Origin of the sequence: Streptomyces sp. NBRC 110028 (assembly GCF_001417735.1) — a bacterium.
Taxonomy (GTDB): Bacteria; Actinomycetota; Actinomycetes; order Streptomycetales; family Streptomycetaceae; genus Streptomyces.
This window is the reverse complement of record NZ_BBUZ01000023.1, coordinates 249,034-265,253: the sequence shown is the minus strand read 5'-3', so window position 1 is coordinate 265,253 and position 16,220 is coordinate 249,034. Positions and strand designations below refer to the sequence as shown.

Here is a 16,220-nt window from a genome sequence, read left to right as displayed (position 1 = left end):
GGTGGCGCGGGGCGTTCCGGGCCCGGTGGATACTGTGACGAGGTCTTGTCCGGTACTCGCCGGACATCATCCCTACGGCGGCACACACCGGCGCGCCACGCATCTGGGGGGCACAGGGCCATGGAGCAGCACAACCGCGCACCGCATGAGCACGGCCACGACGACCCGAGCCCGCGTTCCGCGGACGCCGCCGCGCCGCAGCAGCCGCGGGACGCGGAGGCCGCCGCCGCGCCGCAGCAGCAGCCGGGCGCGGACGCGCGGTCGGGCCTGCCCGCCCGGCGGCCCGCCCGGGGCGGTGCTTCGGCCGTCCTGCGGGGGGCGGAGGGCACCGCCGACCCCGGGCCGGTCCGTACCGTACGCATCGTCGCCGGCGACCATCTGCTGACCGTCAACCCCGTCGACGGCAGCGAGGTGGAGCCCTGCCCGCCCGCCGAGCGGTCCGCCCGGCCCGCCCGGCCCGAGCGGCACACCCCCGACCAGCGCGCCGAGCTGCGCCGCGCCGCGGCCCCGCCCCGGCCGTCCGGCACGGTGGTGCCCGACCTGCCGATGCTGGAGCGGGACGAGGAGCGCGAGCGGCTGGCCCGGTTGCTGGCCCGCGGCCGCTCCGTACGGGTCACCGGACCCTCCGGCGCCGGGCGCAGCGTGCTGCTGGAGGCCGTCGCCGCGGACTGCGAACGCCTGGCGCCCGACGGCGTCGTACGGCTCTCCGGCTATCGACGCACCCCCACCGACCTGCTGTACGACCTGTACGCCGCCGTCTACCGCGCCCCGCTCCACCGGCCCGAACGGGCGGAACTGCTGGAGGCGGTGCAGGAGATCGGCGCGGTCGTCGTCCTCGACGACATCGAGTTCGGCGGCGCGGCGCTCGACGAATTCCTCGACGCGACGCCGGAATGCGCCTTCCTGATCTCCGCCACGCCGGACGTCCCGGCCCCGTCCGCCGATTCGCACCTCGAAGAGGTCTCCCTCCCGGGGCTCAGCCGCACCGCCGGTCTGGAGCTGCTGGAGCGGGCCCTGCGGCGCCCGTTGGAGGAGGACGAGGCGAGCTGGGCGGCGGACCTGTGGTTCGAGTCGGAGGGGCTGCCGCTGCGGTTCGTACAGGCGGGGGCGTTGCTGCGGCAGCGCGAGGCGGCGGTGGCGGACACGGCGGGGGGTGCCGCCGCCGCTGAGGCTGACGCCGAGCCGCAGGACGCGGCCCCGCTGCCCTCGATCCCCGAAGCCGCCGCCCCGGCCGCGCTGCTCGCCGCGGGGCTGGGCGAGGCGGCCCGCGACGCGCTGCGGTTCGCGGTCGCGCTCGGCGGCGAATGCCCGCACCAGGCCCATCTGCCCGCCCTCACCGACGACCCGCACGCGGACGCCGCCCTCGGCGAACTCCTCGCCCACGGCCTGGCCACCACCGTCGGCCCGCACTACCGGCTGGCGGCCGGGGTGGCCGCCCAGCTCGCGGCGGAGGGGTACGCGGGCGACGCGGCCGAGTCCGCCGGGCGGGCGCACACCGTGGCCCATCACTACACCTGGTGGGCCGGTCACCCCTCGGTGGCCCCCGAGCGGGTCGCCGTCGAGGCGGACGCGATACTCGCCGCGATGGCCGCCCTGGTCTCCGACCGGGAAGCCGGTCACGCCGACGCCGCCGTGGAGCTGGCCCGGGCCGCCGCCCCCGCCTTCGCGGCGGCGTTGCACTGGGGCGCCTGGGAACGCGCCGTACGCCACGGCCAGGAGGCCGCGCGGCTGGCCGGACAGGTCGCCGACGAGGCGTACTTCCACCACGAGCTGGGCGTCCTCGCCCTGTGCACCGGCAACCTCGACCGGGCCCGCGCCGAGCTGGAGGCGTCCATCGGGCTGCGCGGCGCCCTCGCCGACAAGCGCGGCATGGTCGCGGGGCGCAGGGCGCTGGCGCTGGTGAGCGACCGTACGGGCGCGGCGATGGCCGGTGCGTTCGGCCCGGGCGTCGCGTGGACCCGTCCGGAGGCACTGGAGTCGGCAGCGGCACCGGAGCCGGCAGCGGAACCGGAGCCGGCCCCGGCTCCGGGGGAGAACGCCACCACGGTCGTCACCCCGGTGGTGGCCGAGACCACGAAGATACCCCCGGTTGCCGCCGCCACCACGACGCTCGCGGCACCGCCCGCCAAGAAGAAGGGGCTACGAGCCCTCGCGCTGACCGGCGCCCGGCGCAACCTGGTCGCGGCGGGCGCCGGTGCGCTGCTGGTGGCCGTCCTCGGCACCGTCGCCGCTCTGGGTGCCTTCGGCGGCGATGACGACAAGGACGCGCCCGACCGGGTCAAGCCGCGTGAGTCGGCCTCGCGGCAGGACGACGACAAGGACCTGACGGCCGACGAGCCGTCGAACGCCCACAGCCAGGGGGCGCCCCAGCCGGGGCCGAGCAATGTGCCGCTGTCGTCGCCGTCTTCGGTACCGACGAGCAGCGGAACCCCGAGCGGGACGAGTGGGCCGACGGATCCGTCCACGAGCGGTGAGCCGACGCAGCCCCAGAGCCCGTCGGCGCCGACGTCGCCGCCGAGGACGCAAGAACCCACGCAGGAGCCGACGCACACCCCGACGGACCCCTCCACATCCCCCACGACGCCGCCGCCCCACACCCCGACGGACACCCCGACGACGTCGCCGACCAACACCACGTCGAACACGGCCGGCGGCCCGCTCCCGAGCCAGTCGACGTCCACCACGACCGCATCGAGCACCACGGCGTAAGGCCGGACCCCCGTACGCCCTCGGGGCGTACGGGGGTCCGGTGGGGGACAGGCGCAGCGAATCGGCCGGGGCGTGATCGGCCACCGTGGCCGGAATGGGTGGGCCGGGGGGTCAGAAGAGGCGGAGCTTGTCGTCCTCGATGCCGCGCAGCGCGTCGTAGTCGAGGACGGCGCACCCGATGCCACGGTCGGTGGCGAGGACACGGGCCTGCGGTTTGATCTCCTGGGCGGCGAAGACGCCCTTCACCGGGGCCAGGTGCGGATCCCGGTTGAGCAGTTCGAGATAGCGCGTGAGCTGCTCGACGCCGTCGATCTCACCCCGTCGCTTGATCTCGACGGCCACCGTCGTGCCGTCCGCGTCACGGCAGAGAATGTCCACGGGGCCAATGGCAGTGGGGTATTCACGCCGAATAAGCGTCCAGCCATCGCCCAGTGTCTCGATCCGATCGGCGAGCAGCTCCTGCAGATGGGCTTCCACGCCGTCCTTGATCAACCCGGGGTCCACCCCGAGTTCATGCGAGGAATCATGGAGAACGTCCTCCATGGTGATGATGAGCTTCTCGCCCGCCTTGTTCACGACCGTCCACACATTGTCATCGCCTTCCTTCAGTGTGCACGGCGGAGACATCCAGTTGAGGGGTTTGTAGGCCCTGTCGTCCGCGTGAATGGACACACTGCCGTCGGCCTTGACGAGGATCAGGCGGGGTGCCGAGGGAAGGTGGGCGGTGAGGCGGCCGGCGTAGTCCACGGAGCACCGGGCGATGACGAGACGCATGGTCCGCAACGCTACTCGACCACGAAGGCTCCACGCGATTCGTCCGGCGATGGACCCGTTCAGCATTGGCTGGTTGTGTGCCCATTCTGGTGGTGCGGGCACAGAGGCCGGAATACCTTTGAAGCGGGCGGTCGCCGGACGGGTACGCTGCGTCGCCGTCCGCCCATCCCATCCCTGAGACCCCGTGTTCGGGGTCGCGAGAGGAGAACCCATGTCGCTCGACGTCTCACCGGCCCTTCTGGAACAGGCCGAGCGAGGCGAGGTCGACGAAGCCGCATTCGTCGACTGCGTCCGGAACTCCCTACCGTACGCATGGGAGATGATCAGCTCTCTGGTGGCCCAGCTGAAGGTCGACGGCGGGGAGTTCGCCGACAACCAGACGCCGCCGCCGGACGAGCAGGCCCGCGGGCAGCTGCTCCGCGCGCTGGCGAGTGACGCGATACGTGGCGCGCTGCAGCGCCACTTCGGGGTGCGGCTCGCCTTCCAGAACTGCCATCGGGTGGCGGTCTTCCCGCTCGACGCGTCGTCCGACGACCGCCTGGCCCGCTTCACCTCGATCCGGGGCCAGCTGCTGAACCAGTCGCCCACGCTGCGCGACTGCTGACGCGATGTCGCTGCCGCTCCACCAGGGGGAGGTGTGTCAGAGCAGGAGCGGCAGCACTTCACCACCGAGACGCCGTACGTTCTGCTCCGTGGCCGCCAGATCGCCCGACCCCTCCACCATCAGCGCGAAGCGCGTGATGCCGGTGCGCTCCGCGGTCGCCGCCAGCCGGTCGGCGCACAGCCGGGGCGGGCCCACCGGGTGCAGCTCGCACAGCAGCTCCGCGTAGCCGACGGGGTCGCGCATCCGGCGCTCCCGGCCGTCGACGGTGACATGGGCGCCCAGCCCCTGCCGTAACCATCCCGGCATCGCCTTGGTCAGGGTCTCAACGGCCGCCGGGCGCGCGTCCTCGATCTGCACCACCCCGGCCGAGACGTGCTCCGCCGCCACCGCCGCGACCTCCTCGGGGGAACGGCCCGCGGCCAGCGCGGACTTCTTCCACAGACCGACCGCCTCGGCCTTCTCCTCGTCCCCGCAGTGCATGCCGAGCAGCATGGGCAGCCCGCGCTCGGCGGCCAGCCGCACACTGCCCGGCGAGGTGCACGCCATGATCACGGGCGGGACGCCGGTCCGGCCCGGGTCGTCCGGGCGCGGTACGACCGGGACCTCGCGGAACGCGAAGCGTTCCCCGTCCGCCCCCACCCGGGGCTCCCGCAGCCAGCGCAGCAGCAGGTCGAGCGCTTCGGGGTAGCCGTGCTCGTAGGCCCCCAGCCCGGCGCCGAAGACCTCCAGGTCCACCCAGGGGCCACCGCGCCCGACGCCGAGGGTGAAGCGGCCACCGGAGCTGAGATGCAGCAGTGCCGCTTGCTCACCCAGCGCGACGGGATGCGCGGTCGGAAGTACGCTCACCGCAGTACCGACGCCTATGCGCCGGGTACGTCCCAGCAGGAGCGCGGCGAGGGTGACGGCGGACGGGCAGACGCCGTACGGCACGAAGTGGTGCTCGGCGAGCCAGACCGCGTCGAGCCCGGCGGCCTCGGACAGTTCGGCCGAGCGGACCGCCCGGTGCAGCGCCTCCTCCTGTCCTTGGCCGGGAAATTGAGCGGCCAGAATGAAAGCCCCCACACGCATCGCCTGCTGCCTCCCTTGTCGTGGCTCCATCGCCGACGTGGGCATCCCCCTCACTGGCATTAACGTCTGACACGTGCCAAGGGCACGGTCTGGCACGTATCTTTCATGATGATCTGAGGGTGGCTGTGGATGACGACTTACCGGGTGCGTGACCGTAGCGCGTACGCTGGTCACAGTCAGTAGCTCCCAGCCCTGTCGAGGTGCCCCGTGTCTCCACGCCGAAACCGTCCCCGAGGTGGCGAGAAGTCCGTTGACCGCTTGGGCACGGACCGTTACGGGTTGGAGCGCACCGAGAGCTGGCAGGGCGAGGAGTGGGTGGTGCGGATGGTGGGCGGCGGGGCCGCCGCCAAGCACTACCGCTGCCCCGGATGCGACCAGGAGATCCCGCCCGGGGTGCCGCATGTGGTGGCCTGGCAGCGGCACATGGGCGTGGACGACCGGCGCCACTGGCACAAGGCCTGCTGGAACGCGCGGGACCGCCGGAGCGCCAAGCTCCAGCGGTCCCGTAACGCCCCGCGGTACTGAGCCCGCGGCGGCCGCGCGCCGTCGTCGCTACCCGTCGCGCTTCTCCAGCAGCACGAACGCCCCGACGAAGGCCGCCGCGGTGACGCCACCCAGCACGCCCAGCTGCGACCAGCCCGAGCCCACCGAGTCATCGATCTGGAAGAGCGCGGCCAGCGCGAAGGGCGAGGAGTACTTCTGCATCTGCGTGCCCAGCTCCGCAAGGCTCGGCGACATCATCAGGAACGCCGGGAGGATCGACGGGAGCAGCACCACACCCAGCATCGTGGTGATCGCACCGGCCGAGTGCCGCAGCATGCTGCCGACGGCGAGCGAGAGCAGCCCCAGCAGGGAGACATACAGCCCGACGCCGAGGGTCGCGCCGATCAGCTGGTCGTTGGTCGGATCCGTGACGCCCGGACCGCTGTGCATCCCGGAGCTGATGAAGGCCACGAGGGCGAGCGAGAGGGTCGTGGTGACGAACGAGAGCGCGAAGAAGACCAGCGCCTTGGCGGTCAGCACCCGGGCGCGGGCCGGGGAGGCGGTGAAGGTCGTGCGGATCATGCCGGTGCCGTACTCGGACGAGATCACCAGCACGCCGAGGGTGACGATGCACAGCTGGCCGAGCAGGGCGCCGAAGAACCCGGGGAGGGTGGTGGGCGCGCTGGTGTAGTCGCTGTCGTCGGTGCTCGCCGACGTCAGGAAGCCGATCCCGACGACCAGCGCGGCCATGACGCTCAGCGTCCAGATCGTCGAGCGCACCGACTTGATCTTGGTCCACTCGGAGGCGAGGGCGTTCCCGAGGTGGGTGCGCTGGATCGGGATCGGCGAGGTGTAGGTGCCCACGGCGGCGTACGGCTGCGCGGGCGCGCCGGGAGGCGGCGAGACGTACCCCGGCGGGATGTGCGGCGCCTGGTGCTGCGGTGGCTGCGGTGCCTGCTGTGGTGCCTGCTGCGGTTGCTGCGGCGTCTGCGCGTACGGCTGCTGCGGCGGTGCCTGGGGCGGAGTCTGGGGCGGAGTCTGCGGCGGGACGGGCGCCTGGCCCTGCTGCTGGTACGGCGTCGTCATCGGGCGTCCTCGTTGTCACGCTTGGTCAGGTCGGCGGGTGCGGAGGCGGGCGGCTGGACCGGGGGAGCGGCCGGCGGCTGCGCGGGCGCGGCGGCGGGCGGCGCCGGGGCCGCGCCCTGGCCCGGGGCGGCGCCCTGCGCCGGGGCGGGCGGTTCGGCGTACCCCGGCATCACGGTCCCGGGCGGGTACGGCCCGGGCGGCTGCCCCGGAACGCCCGGCGCGCCCGGCGCGTAGCCGTACGCCCCGCCCTGCGGGCCGTAGCCGGCGGGCGGCTGCTGCAGCCCGGCCCGCTGGTCGGCCGTCGAGCGGTAGTCCACGGCGCCCTGCGTCATCCGCATGTACGCCTCCTCCAGCGACGCCTGGTGCGGGGACAGCTCCCACAGCCGGACGTCCGCCGAGTGCGCCAGGTCGCTGATGCGCGGCAGCGGCAGCCCGGTCACCCGCAGGGCGCCGTCCTGCTCCGGCAGCACCTGGCCCCCGGCCTCGCTCAGCGCGGCGGTCAGCTTCTCGCGCTGCTGCGGTTCGCCGTCGGGGGTGCGGACCCGGGCGAAGTCCGCGGAGTTGTACGAGATGAAGTCCTTGACGCTCATGTCCGCCAGCAGCTGACCGCGGCCGATCACGATCAGCTGGTCGGCGGTGAGCGCCATCTCGCTCATGAGGTGGCTGGAGACGAAGACCGTGCGGCCCTCGGAGGCCAGCTGCTTCATGAGGTTGCGGACCCACAGGATGCCCTCGGGGTCCAGACCGTTGACCGGCTCGTCGAAGAGCAGCACCTGCGGGTCGCCGAGCAGCGCGGCCGCGATGCCCAGGCGCTGGCCCATGCCGAGCGAGAAGCCCTTGGAGCGCTTGCGGGCGACGTTCTGCAGGCCGACCACGCCCAGCACCTCGTCCACCCGGCGGGCCGGGATGCCGGACAGCTGGGCGAGGCACAGCAGGTGCTGGCGGGCGCTGCGGCCGCCGTGCACGGCCTTGGCGTCGAGGAGCGCGCCGACCTGGCGCGGGGCGTTGGGCAGCTTGCGGAAGGGGTAGCCGCCGACCGTGACGTGTCCCGCGGTGGGCTCGTCGAGTCCGAGGATCATGCGCATCGTGGTCGACTTGCCGGAGCCGTTCGGACCCAGGAAGCCGGTGACGGCGCCGGGCCGCACCTGGAACGACAGGTTGTACACGGCCGTCTTGTCGCCATAGCGTTTCGTCAGGCCGACTGCCTCGATCATGCTCCGCCCCTCGTGCGAATGGGTCGGGGCGCCTCGCCCCCCGTGAGGCTTAGGAGCCTATCGGCCACCTGGCGGTTCCCGTCACGGCAGGGTTGAGAGCGGATCGTGATCCTGTGGCCGGGCCCAGCCCTCGTCGTGGAACACCCGGGTGCCCGCCGTCCGCACCGCCGCGTCCGCGCCCGCCCGGCCGATCCAGGCGGCGGGATCGGGGCCGAGGAGGCCCCGCAGCCGCGCGGAGGAGGCGAGCAGCCGGGTCAGCAGCGCGCCCTGGTCGCCGCCGCCCGGCAGGGGCCGCCCGCCGTAGCCGGGCGCGGTGAGGACGCCGTGCGTGCTGACGTAGAGATACGCCGCGTCCAGCCGCTCCCCGGACGGCAGCACCATGGGGAAGTCCGCCCCGGGCAGCCGGACCCGCCGGTAGTTGGGCACCTCGGTGCGGTCCACGACGGCCAGCTGAGCGTCGTCGAGCCAGCTGACGACGAGGGGCGAGCGGGCGCCCGGCTCGCCGTACGGCGCGGAGGCGACGTACCCGTACCGGGCGATGTGCGCCGAGCAGCCGACCATGATCCCGTGCACCCGGACCGGCACCATGGGCACGGTGGCGGGGCGTCCGGGCCGGCTGAGCTTGTGGTGCAGTTGGGCGGGCGAGGCATTGGACCCGACCGCGATGACGGGATGCCGGTGCCGGTACCGGGCCAGGAGCGCCGGGTCGAGGGGGTGCAGCCGGCCGCCGGTGAGCAGCGTCGGCGTGGTGACGGGCCGCCCGGGATAGCTGAGCGGTGCCTCGGCGGGCACGTCGCCGAAGCCGAGCGCGGCGAGGCTGAGGTCGTCCACGCTTCTGAGGCTAACGCGAGCCACGCCCGAGGGGGCGGGGCGCCCGGACACGCGTGTGCCCCGCGCCGCTACTGTCGGCGGCGCGGGGCACGAAGCGCTAAGTCGTGACCGAGCGTCACCGGGTCTGCTGGGCAGGGACGCCGCGGGAGACGGCCTCCTCCTCGCCCGGGCTCCCGGCCGCGGCCACCGCGGCGCCGGTCAGCGTGGCCAGCATCTCGCGGACGTTGGTCAGCTGGGCGTTGATGCTGTCGCGGCGGTTGGTCAGCGCCGCCAGCTCGCGCTCGGACTCGCTGCGGATGCGGTCCGCCTTGGCGTTCGCGTCGGCCACGATGTCCTCGGCCTGGCGCTGCGCGGTCTCCACCGTCTGGCGGGCGCGGCGCTCGGCGTCGGTGCGCAGCTTCTCGGCCTCCAGGCGCAGCTGCTCGGCGCGGTGCTCGATCTCCGCGAGCCGCTTCTCGGCCTTGGCCTGACGGGAGGCCAGGTCGCGCTCGGACTGCTCCCGGCGCTTGGCCAGGTTGGTCTCGAAGTCGGCGGCGGCCTGCGCGGCCTTGGCGCGGGTCTCCTCGAAGAGGGAGTCCGCCTCCTCGCGCTTGGACTGGGCGTCCTTCTGAGCCTCCTGACGCAGCGTGGTGGCTTCGCCCTTCGCCTTCTCGACGATCCGCGCGCCCTCGTCCTCGGCCTTGGCCTTGCGGTCGGCGGCGAACGCCTCGGCGTCGTTGCGGACCTGCTGGGCGGAGGACTCGGCCAGCTCACGGTGCTGTTCGGCGGCCCGGCGGGCCTCCTCGCGCAGGTCCTTCGCCTCTTCCTCGGCGAGGCGGAGGATCTTCTCGACCCGGGCGCCGAGGCCCGCGTAGGACGGCTCCGCGTCATTGATCTGGGCCTGCGCGTTCTGCGTCTCGAGGTGCAGCTCCTCGATGCGCTTCTCGAGCGAGGTGATGCGGGACAGCGCGCTGTCGCGGTCGGCGATGAGCTTGGTAATGCGGTCGTCCACCTGACCGCGGTCGTACCCACGCCGCACGAGCTCGAAGCCGAAGGGGGAGGAAGTGTCGCTCATGGGGTTCCTGTCGAAAGAGACCGGTGAGGTGATAGAGCAAATCCTAGGGGGCCGAACGGCGTGTCATCGAGTCAACGTCCGTTTGATCTGGAGAATGTCCAGCCTTTTGAGTGGACGTAAGACGGAGACCTTGTCACTCGTCGGGATGATACGGACACGACACGCCCGGTGCAGCCAGGCCCTGTCCGGCGGATCTTCGCGGGCCCGCGACGCCTGGCACGGCACCTCGCTGCGTTGTCGCGTCGTCCGAGTACGACCCGGTACGAGGACGACCCTCCGCCTTGCGATCCACCGCACCAGACGCCGCGGGCTGATCCGCGAAGATCCGCCGGACAGGACCTATCCGTCGGACCGTGTTCCCCTACCCATCGGACCGCTTTCCACTCGACCGCGTCGCTCCCGCTCCCGCCGCCGTCTTGACTCCGCCATTGTCCTTGCCGCCCGCGCCGCCCGACGCGGGGGTCTCGAAAGACTCCAACGCCTCCAGGACGTCCTGGACACGGGTGATTTCGGCGTTGATGTCCTCGCGGCGGCGCTTGAGCAGCTCCAGCTCGCGCTTGCCCTCGTCGACGATCTCCTTCGCCTCCGCCGTCGCCTCGGACTTGGTGCGCTCGGCGTCCTTCTCGGCCTCGATCCGCTTCTGCTCGGCTTCCTTCAGCAGTCCCTCGGCCTTCTTCACGGCCTGGATCCGCACCCGGCTCGCCTCGGTCTCCGCCTCCGAGACCAGCGTCTTCGCCTTCTCCTCGGCCTTCATCAGCTGCGCGGTCGCCGCCGCGACGAGCTTGTCGACCCGCTCGCCCGTCGCCTTCATCTGCTCCGCCGACTCCCGGCGGGCCCGCTCGTGCAGCTCCTCCACCTCGGCCGCGGTCGTCGCCCGCAGCTCCTCGGCGCGCTCCCGGATGGCGGTGGCGTCGCCGCGGGCCTCGGCCAGCATGGTGTCGGAGTCCGTACGGGCCTTCTCCACCAGACCGTTGGCCCGCGCGGTGGCCTCCGAGACCAGCCGCTCGGCCTCCTGGCGGGCCGCGCCCACCATCACATCCGCCTGCTCCTCGGCCGCGGCCGTCGCCTGCAGCGCGGACTCCTGGGCCTCGGCGGTGAGCCGCTCGGCCTCCGCCGCGGACTCGGTGACCAGCCGGTCCGCCTGCTCGGCCGCGTCGGAGCGGCGCTTGTTGGCGTCCTCGCGGGCCTTGTCGACCAGCCGGTCGGACTCGTTCTGCGCCTCGGTGCGGATGCGCTCCGCCTCGGCCGCCGCCTCCGCGGCGACCCGCTCGGCCTCGGCGCGGGTGCGCGCCGCGTGCTGCTGCGCCGAGCTGACCGTCTCCGCGGCCTCGGCGCGCAGCCGCTCGGCCTCGGCGGTGGACTCCGCGAGCAGCCGGTCCGCCTCGTTCGACGTCTCGGTGACCAGCCGGTCGGCCTGGGCCGCCGCCTCCGCGCGGATGTTGTTGGCGTCGCTGCGGGCCTGCGCCCGGGTGCGCGCCGCGTCCTGCTCGGCGGTCGCCCGCGCGTCCGACGCCTCCGTCCGCAGCGCCTGCGACCGCGCCGTGGCCTCGGCGACGATCCGCTGCGCCTCCTCCGTGGCGCCGCTGATCAGCGTGTCGGCCTGCTCGGCGGCCTCCGCGCGGCTCTTGTTGGCGCTCCTGCGGGCCTCGTCCAGCGTCGCGTCGGCCTCGGCGCGCAGCCGCTCGGCCTCGTGGTTCGCCTCGGCCAGCAGCCGGTCCGCCTGCTCCGCGGCCTCCGAGCGGCGCCGGTTGGCCTCGTCGCGGGAGCGCGCGCCCAGCTGCTCCGCCTCGGCGATCGCCTCCCCGACCGTACGCTCCGCGAGCGCCTTGGCGGCCTCCGACTCCTCGTGCGCGGCCCGCCGCACCCGTGAGGCGTCGACCGAGGCGCGCTCCCGCTCCGCGTACGCGTCCGCGCGGACCCGGTCGGCCTCCTCCTGCGCGTCGTGCCGGGTGCGCTCCGCCGCGTGCTCGGCGGCCTGCCGCAGCCCGGTGATCTCCGACTCGGCCTGCTCGTGCAGCCCCGCGACGGAGTCCCGTACGGACTGCGCGTGCTGCTCGGCGGCCGACACCAGGTCCGCCGCGTGCCGTTCGGCCTCCTCGACCAGCCGCTGCGCCTCGGCCTGCGCCTCGCTCACCCGGGTCCGGGCCGCCGCCAGCAGCTCCTCGCCCTGCTCGCGCGCCGCCGTACGCTCCCGCTGCGCCTCCTCGCGGGCGTCGCCCAGCAGCTCCTCGGCCTCGCGGCGGCGGCGCGCCGCCTCCTCCTGGGAGGCGGCCAGGACCTCGGCGGCCTCGGCGCCGATCCGCTCGGCCGCGCTCGCCGCCTCCGCCCGCACCCGGTCCGCGGTCTCCTGCGCCTCGCTCCGCAGCCGCTCGGCCTCCGCGGCGGCCTCGCTCCGCAGCCGCACCGCCACCGACTCGCCCTCGGCGCGCGCGTTGGACGCGTCGGCGGCGGCCTCGTCGCGCAGCCGGTCGGCCTCCTCCTCGGCCTGCTGACGCAGGGCCTCCAGCCGCTCCGCGGACTCCGAGCGCTGCCGCTCGATGTCCTCGGTGGTCTCCCGGCGCAGCCGCTCGGCCTCGGTCCGCGCGTCGTTCAGCTCCTGCTCGGCGGAGCTGAACCGGGCTTCCGCCTCCTCGTGCCGCCGGGTCAGCTCGGCCTCGGCCTCGCTGCGCCGCGCCTCGGCCGCCTGCTCGGCCTCCTCGCGCAGCTCCTCGGCGGTCCGGGCCGCCTCCTCCTTGACCCGCTCGGCCTGCTCCTCGGCCGAGGTCACCAGCTCCTCGGCCTCGCCGCGGGCCCGCTTCAGCAGCTCATCCGCCTGCCGGCGCAGCGCGTTCGCCCGCTCGATGGCCTCGGTGCGGACCCGCTCGCTCTCGTTGGTCGCGCCCGAACGCGTCTCCTCCGCGTCCTGCTTGGCCTTCGTCAGCAGCTCCTCGGCGGTGCTGGCCGCCTCCTCGATCTGCTCGACCGCCTCGCGGCGCGCCTCGGCCCGGATCCGCTCGCCCTCGGCGATCGCCTCCGACCGCTGCTGCTCGGCCTCGCCGCGCAGCCGGCGCGCCTCCTCCTGCAGCTCGGCGGTCTTGGCGCGGTACTCCTTGGTGTCGTCCTTCGCCGCGCCCTTGAGCTGGTTGGCGGTGTCGTGCGCCTCCGAGCGCAGCCGGTCGGCCTCCGCCTCGGCCTCGCGCCGGATCCGCTCCGCTTCCTCGGCCGCCGCCTTGGTGGTGGCCTGCGCCTTCTCCGAGGCGCGGGACAGCACCTCCTCGGCGCTGCGCGCCGCCTTGGCCAGCTGCGCCGCCGAGTCCTCGGCGACCCGGGCCCGGGCGTCCTCACCGGCCTCGGAGATCAGCCGCTCCGCCTCGGCGCGGGCGTCGTCCCGCAGCTGCTCGGCCTCGGCGCGGATCGCCTCGGCCTCCTTGGTGGCCTCGCCGACCAGCCGGGCGACCTCTGCCTTGGCGGTGCGGGCGCGCTGCTCATTGTCCGATTCCGTGGCCGAAAGCCGCTTGGCCGCCGCGTCCTTCGCCTCGCCGAGCACCTTCTCGGCCTCGGCGCGCGCCGCGCGCAGCGCCGTCTCGGCCTCCAGCATCCGCGCCTCCGCGGCGCGGGTCTGCTCGGCGGCGTGCCGGCGGGCCTGGTCCGACTCCTGGGCGGTGGAGGTGCGCAGCTGCTCGGCGTGCTCGGTGGCCTCCTGGGCCTGCGCCCCCGCCTTGTTCAGCAGCCGCTCGGCCTCGGTACGGGCCCGGCGCAGGATCGCCTCGGCCTCGGCGCGGGCCGTCTCCGCCTCGGAGCCCAGCCGGTCCCTGGCCTGGTCGGCGAGGCGCTGCGCCTCGGCGCGGGCGGCGGCGAGCGCCTGCTCGGCCTCGGCCCGGGACTCCTCCAGCAGCCGGCGGGCCTGTGCCTCGGTGCGGGCGCGCAGCTGCTCGGCCCAGGCGACGTTCTCGTTGACGTGCGACTCGACGGTGGCGCGGCGCTCGGCCAGCTCCTGGTCCAGGCGCTGACGGCGGGCCACCGCCTCGGCGTGCAGCTCGGCTTCGAGCCGGGCCTGCTGCTCGGCCTGCTCCTGGAGCAGCCGCTGGGTCTGGGCACGGGTCTGCCGCAGCTCGCGCTCGGCGTCGGCGCGCACCTGCTCCGCCTGGAGCTGGGCGTCCCGCAGCAACTGCTCTGCCTGGTAGCCGAGGTTGGCGCTGTCGTAGGCAGGACGGCTCGCCAGCGCGCGCCGCGCCTCGTGCAGCTTGGCGCGCAGCACCTCGACTTGGTAGCCGAGGTCGTCGGCGTGCTGGACGGCCTTCTCCCGCTCGTTCTTCAGCCGCTCCATCTCGGCCTCGAACTTCGAGAGGTGATCGTCAGGCTCGTAGCGGTCGTAGCCCCGCACTGCGCGGTCCCATCCGTCCCCTGGTCGCGTTGGCGGCCGGCTCCGTACCGCGCGGTTCCTGGCAGTCCCTTGCGGTCCCTCGCGGCCCCGACCCGGCGTGATGCGTGCCGGGCGGACCGGAGCTGGCCCTTCCGAAGAAATGGTGTCAGATCATCGGCTCAGCCCGGGCCGGGCCCCGATCCCTTTCGATTCCCGTACCCCGGCCGAGCCTGCACTCTACCGGCCGGGGAAGGGGTAGGTCAGTGGTCCGCTTCAGTGGTCCGCTTCACCGGGTGTCGCCGCGGTCACGAGTTCGGTCAGCACCCCGTGGCAGTCCTTGGGGTGGAGGAAGGTGATGCGCGAGTCCATCGACCCACGTCGGGGCTGTTCGTACAGCACCCGGACCCCCTTGCCGCGGATGGCCTCGGAGTCGGCGTCGACGTCGGCGGTGCCGAACGCGATGTGATGGACGCCCTCACCGTTCTTCGCCAGCCACTTGCCGACCGCGGAGTCCTCCCGGGTCGGTTCCAGCAGCTGGAGGTACGAGGCCCCGCCGTCCGAGGTCTCGTTGATCTTGAGCATGGCCTCGCGGACCCCCTGCTCCTCGTTGACCTCGGTGTGGAACACCTCGAAGCCGTACGTGGCACGGTAGAACTCGACGGTCTTGTCCAGGTCGAAGCAGGCGATCCCGATGTGGTCGATTCTCGTCAGCATGGGCTTAGTGCACCGCTGCACGGCCGGTTACGCAACGTGCGCGCGATCACACCGATGGGGCGGTGACCGGGCGGGTACTCGTCAGTACATTGACGATAACCCTCGTTAACTTCCTTCTCCTCGTGGAGGAACGCACCATGACTCGTACGACCTCAGTGATTGTGGCGGGAGCCCGTACCCCCATGGGCCGCCTCCTCGGCAGCCTCCGCTCGTTCTCCGGTGCCGACCTGGGCGGCTTCGCGATCAAGGCCGCGCTGGAGCGGGCCGGGGTCACCGGCGATCAGGTGCAGTACGTGATCATGGGGCAGGTGCTGCAGGCCGGTGCCGGGCAGATCCCCGCACGTCAGGCGGCCGTCAAGGCCGGTATCCCGATGAGCGTGCCCGCCCTCACCGTCAACAAGGTGTGCCTGTCCGGACTGGACGCGATCGCGCTGGCCGACCAGCTGATCCGGGCCGGGGAGTTCGACATCGTGGTGGCCGGCGGCCAGGAGTCCATGACCAACGCGCCGCATCTGCTGCCGGGCTCCCGCGACGGCCACAAGTACGGCGCGATCCAGATGCTCGACGCCATGGCCCACGACGGCCTGACCGACGCCTTCGAGAACGTCGCCATGGGCGAGTCCACCGAGGCGCACAACACCCGGCTCGGCATCGGCCGCCCCGAGCAGGACGAGGTCGCCGCCCGCTCCCACCAGCGCGCCGCCGCCGCCCAGAAGAACGGCCTGTTCGACGCCGAGATCACCCCGGTCGAGATCCCGCAACGCAAGGGCGACCCGGTCGTCTTCGCCAAGGACGAGGGCATCCGCGGCGAGACCACCGTGGAGTCCCTGGCCAAGCTGCGCCCGGCCTTCGCGGGCGGCGGGAACGGGACGATCACGGCCGGGTCGTCCTCGCAGATCTCGGACGGGGCGGCCGCCGTCGTCGTCATGAGCCGGGCCAAGGCCGAGGCGCTGGGCCTGGAGTGGATCGCCGAGATCGGCGCCCACGGCAATGTGGCCGGGCCGGACAACTCGCTGCAGTCCCAGCCGTCCAACGCGATCGCGCACGCGCTGGGCAAGGAGGGGCTGACGGTCGACGATCTTGACCTGATCGAGATCAACGAGGCCTTCGCCGCGGTCGCCGTGCAGTCGATGAAGGACCTGGGCGTTTCCCCCGAAAAGGTGAACGTGAACGGCGGCGCGATCGCCCTCGGCCACCCCATCGGCATGTCCGGCGCCCGCATCGTGCTGCACCTGGCCCTGGAGCTGCGGAGGCGCGGCGGCGGCGTCGGGGCGGCGGCGCTGTGCGGCGGGGGCGGCCAGGGCGACGCGCTGATCGTCCGCGTCCCGGGGGCATAACCGG

At 73.6% G+C, this 16,220-nt stretch carries 12 protein-coding genes; 4 read left to right on the top strand and 8 right to left on the bottom strand.

Annotated features, from left to right (window positions below; all coding sequences use genetic code 11):
• The first annotated feature begins 120 nt into the window (after positions 1-120).
• Positions 121-2,709 (top strand): ATP-binding protein, encoded by a 2,589-nt coding sequence (locus tag ASC60_RS06300; RefSeq protein WP_055547657.1) that lies wholly within the window; start codon positions 121-123, stop codon positions 2,707-2,709.
• A gap of 111 nt (positions 2,710-2,820) precedes the next feature.
• Here ASC60_RS06300 and nucS read toward each other — a convergent pair whose 3' ends face one another.
• Complete coding sequence (gene nucS, locus ASC60_RS06295) at positions 2,821-3,483, bottom strand: endonuclease NucS (protein WP_039937600.1); 663 nt, start codon at positions 3,481-3,483, stop codon at positions 2,821-2,823.
• Between the two features lie 211 nt (positions 3,484-3,694).
• Here nucS and ASC60_RS06290 point away from each other — a divergent pair, with 211 nt between their 5' ends.
• Positions 3,695-4,087: an SCO5389 family protein gene (locus ASC60_RS06290; protein ID WP_055547655.1), complete on the top strand. Its 393-nt coding sequence runs from the start codon at positions 3,695-3,697 to the stop codon at positions 4,085-4,087.
• Between the two features lie 36 nt (positions 4,088-4,123).
• Here the strand turns inward: ASC60_RS06290 and ASC60_RS06285 are convergent, their stop codons facing one another.
• The gene (locus ASC60_RS06285; protein ID WP_055547653.1) at positions 4,124-5,155 is read right to left on the bottom strand and encodes an LLM class flavin-dependent oxidoreductase; all 1,032 of its coding nucleotides are present in this window, start codon (positions 5,153-5,155) and stop codon (positions 4,124-4,126) included.
• Positions 5,156-5,362: 207 nt separating this feature from the next.
• Here ASC60_RS06285 and ASC60_RS06280 point away from each other — a divergent pair, with 207 nt between their 5' ends.
• Positions 5,363-5,680: a hypothetical protein gene (locus tag ASC60_RS06280; protein ID WP_055547651.1), complete on the top strand. Its 318-nt coding sequence runs from the start codon at positions 5,363-5,365 to the stop codon at positions 5,678-5,680.
• A 27-nt stretch (positions 5,681-5,707) separates the two neighbouring features.
• Here ASC60_RS06280 and ASC60_RS06275 read toward each other — a convergent pair whose 3' ends face one another.
• From ASC60_RS06275 to mce, 6 genes are all read right to left on the bottom strand, one after another.
• The gene (locus ASC60_RS06275) at positions 5,708-6,724 is read right to left on the bottom strand and encodes an ABC transporter permease (RefSeq protein ID WP_079038216.1); all 1,017 of its coding nucleotides are present in this window, start codon (positions 6,722-6,724) and stop codon (positions 5,708-5,710) included.
• A complete protein-coding gene (locus ASC60_RS06270) occupies positions 6,721-7,938 on the bottom strand; it encodes an ABC transporter ATP-binding protein (protein ID WP_055547649.1) in 1,218 nt (405 codons plus the stop codon). The genes ASC60_RS06275 and ASC60_RS06270 overlap by 4 nt, the downstream gene beginning before the upstream one ends.
• A gap of 81 nt (positions 7,939-8,019) precedes the next feature.
• Complete coding sequence (locus ASC60_RS06265) at positions 8,020-8,769, bottom strand: hypothetical protein (protein WP_055547647.1); 750 nt, start codon at positions 8,767-8,769, stop codon at positions 8,020-8,022.
• 115 nt (positions 8,770-8,884) lie between these two features.
• Positions 8,885-9,823: a hypothetical protein gene (locus tag ASC60_RS06260; RefSeq protein ID WP_055547645.1), complete on the bottom strand. Its 939-nt coding sequence runs from the start codon at positions 9,821-9,823 to the stop codon at positions 8,885-8,887.
• Positions 9,824-10,184: 361 nt separating this feature from the next.
• Positions 10,185-14,186 carry a polarized growth protein Scy gene (scy, locus tag ASC60_RS06255; RefSeq protein WP_055547643.1) on the bottom strand — a complete coding sequence of 1,334 codons (4,002 nt, stop codon included), beginning with the start codon at positions 14,184-14,186 and terminating at the stop codon, positions 10,185-10,187.
• A 252-nt stretch (positions 14,187-14,438) separates the two neighbouring features.
• Positions 14,439-14,879 (bottom strand): methylmalonyl-CoA epimerase, encoded by a 441-nt coding sequence (gene mce, locus ASC60_RS06250; protein ID WP_055547641.1) that lies wholly within the window; start codon positions 14,877-14,879, stop codon positions 14,439-14,441.
• A 155-nt stretch (positions 14,880-15,034) separates the two neighbouring features.
• Here mce and ASC60_RS06245 point away from each other — a divergent pair, with 155 nt between their 5' ends.
• The gene (locus ASC60_RS06245; protein WP_055547639.1) at positions 15,035-16,216 is read left to right on the top strand and encodes an acetyl-CoA C-acetyltransferase; all 1,182 of its coding nucleotides are present in this window, start codon (positions 15,035-15,037) and stop codon (positions 16,214-16,216) included.
• Positions 16,217-16,220 lie beyond the last annotated feature (4 nt).

Coding starts and splice junctions, on each gene's coding strand:
- ASC60_RS06300 (WP_055547657.1), top strand. CDS start 121: ATGGAGCAGCACAACCGCGCACCGCATGAGCACGGCCACGACGACCCG.
- nucS (WP_039937600.1), bottom strand. CDS start 3,483: ATGCGTCTCGTCATCGCCCGGTGCTCCGTGGACTACGCCGGCCGCCTC.
- ASC60_RS06290 (WP_055547655.1), top strand. CDS start 3,695: ATGTCGCTCGACGTCTCACCGGCCCTTCTGGAACAGGCCGAGCGAGGC.
- ASC60_RS06285 (WP_055547653.1), bottom strand. CDS start 5,155: ATGCGTGTGGGGGCTTTCATTCTGGCCGCTCAATTTCCCGGCCAAGGA.
- ASC60_RS06275 (WP_079038216.1), bottom strand. CDS start 6,724: ATGACGACGCCGTACCAGCAGCAGGGCCAGGCGCCCGTCCCGCCGCAG.
- ASC60_RS06270 (WP_055547649.1), bottom strand. CDS start 7,938: ATGATCGAGGCAGTCGGCCTGACGAAACGCTATGGCGACAAGACGGCC.
- ASC60_RS06260 (WP_055547645.1), bottom strand. CDS start 9,823: ATGAGCGACACTTCCTCCCCCTTCGGCTTCGAGCTCGTGCGGCGTGGG.
- mce (WP_055547641.1), bottom strand. CDS start 14,879: ATGCTGACGAGAATCGACCACATCGGGATCGCCTGCTTCGACCTGGAC.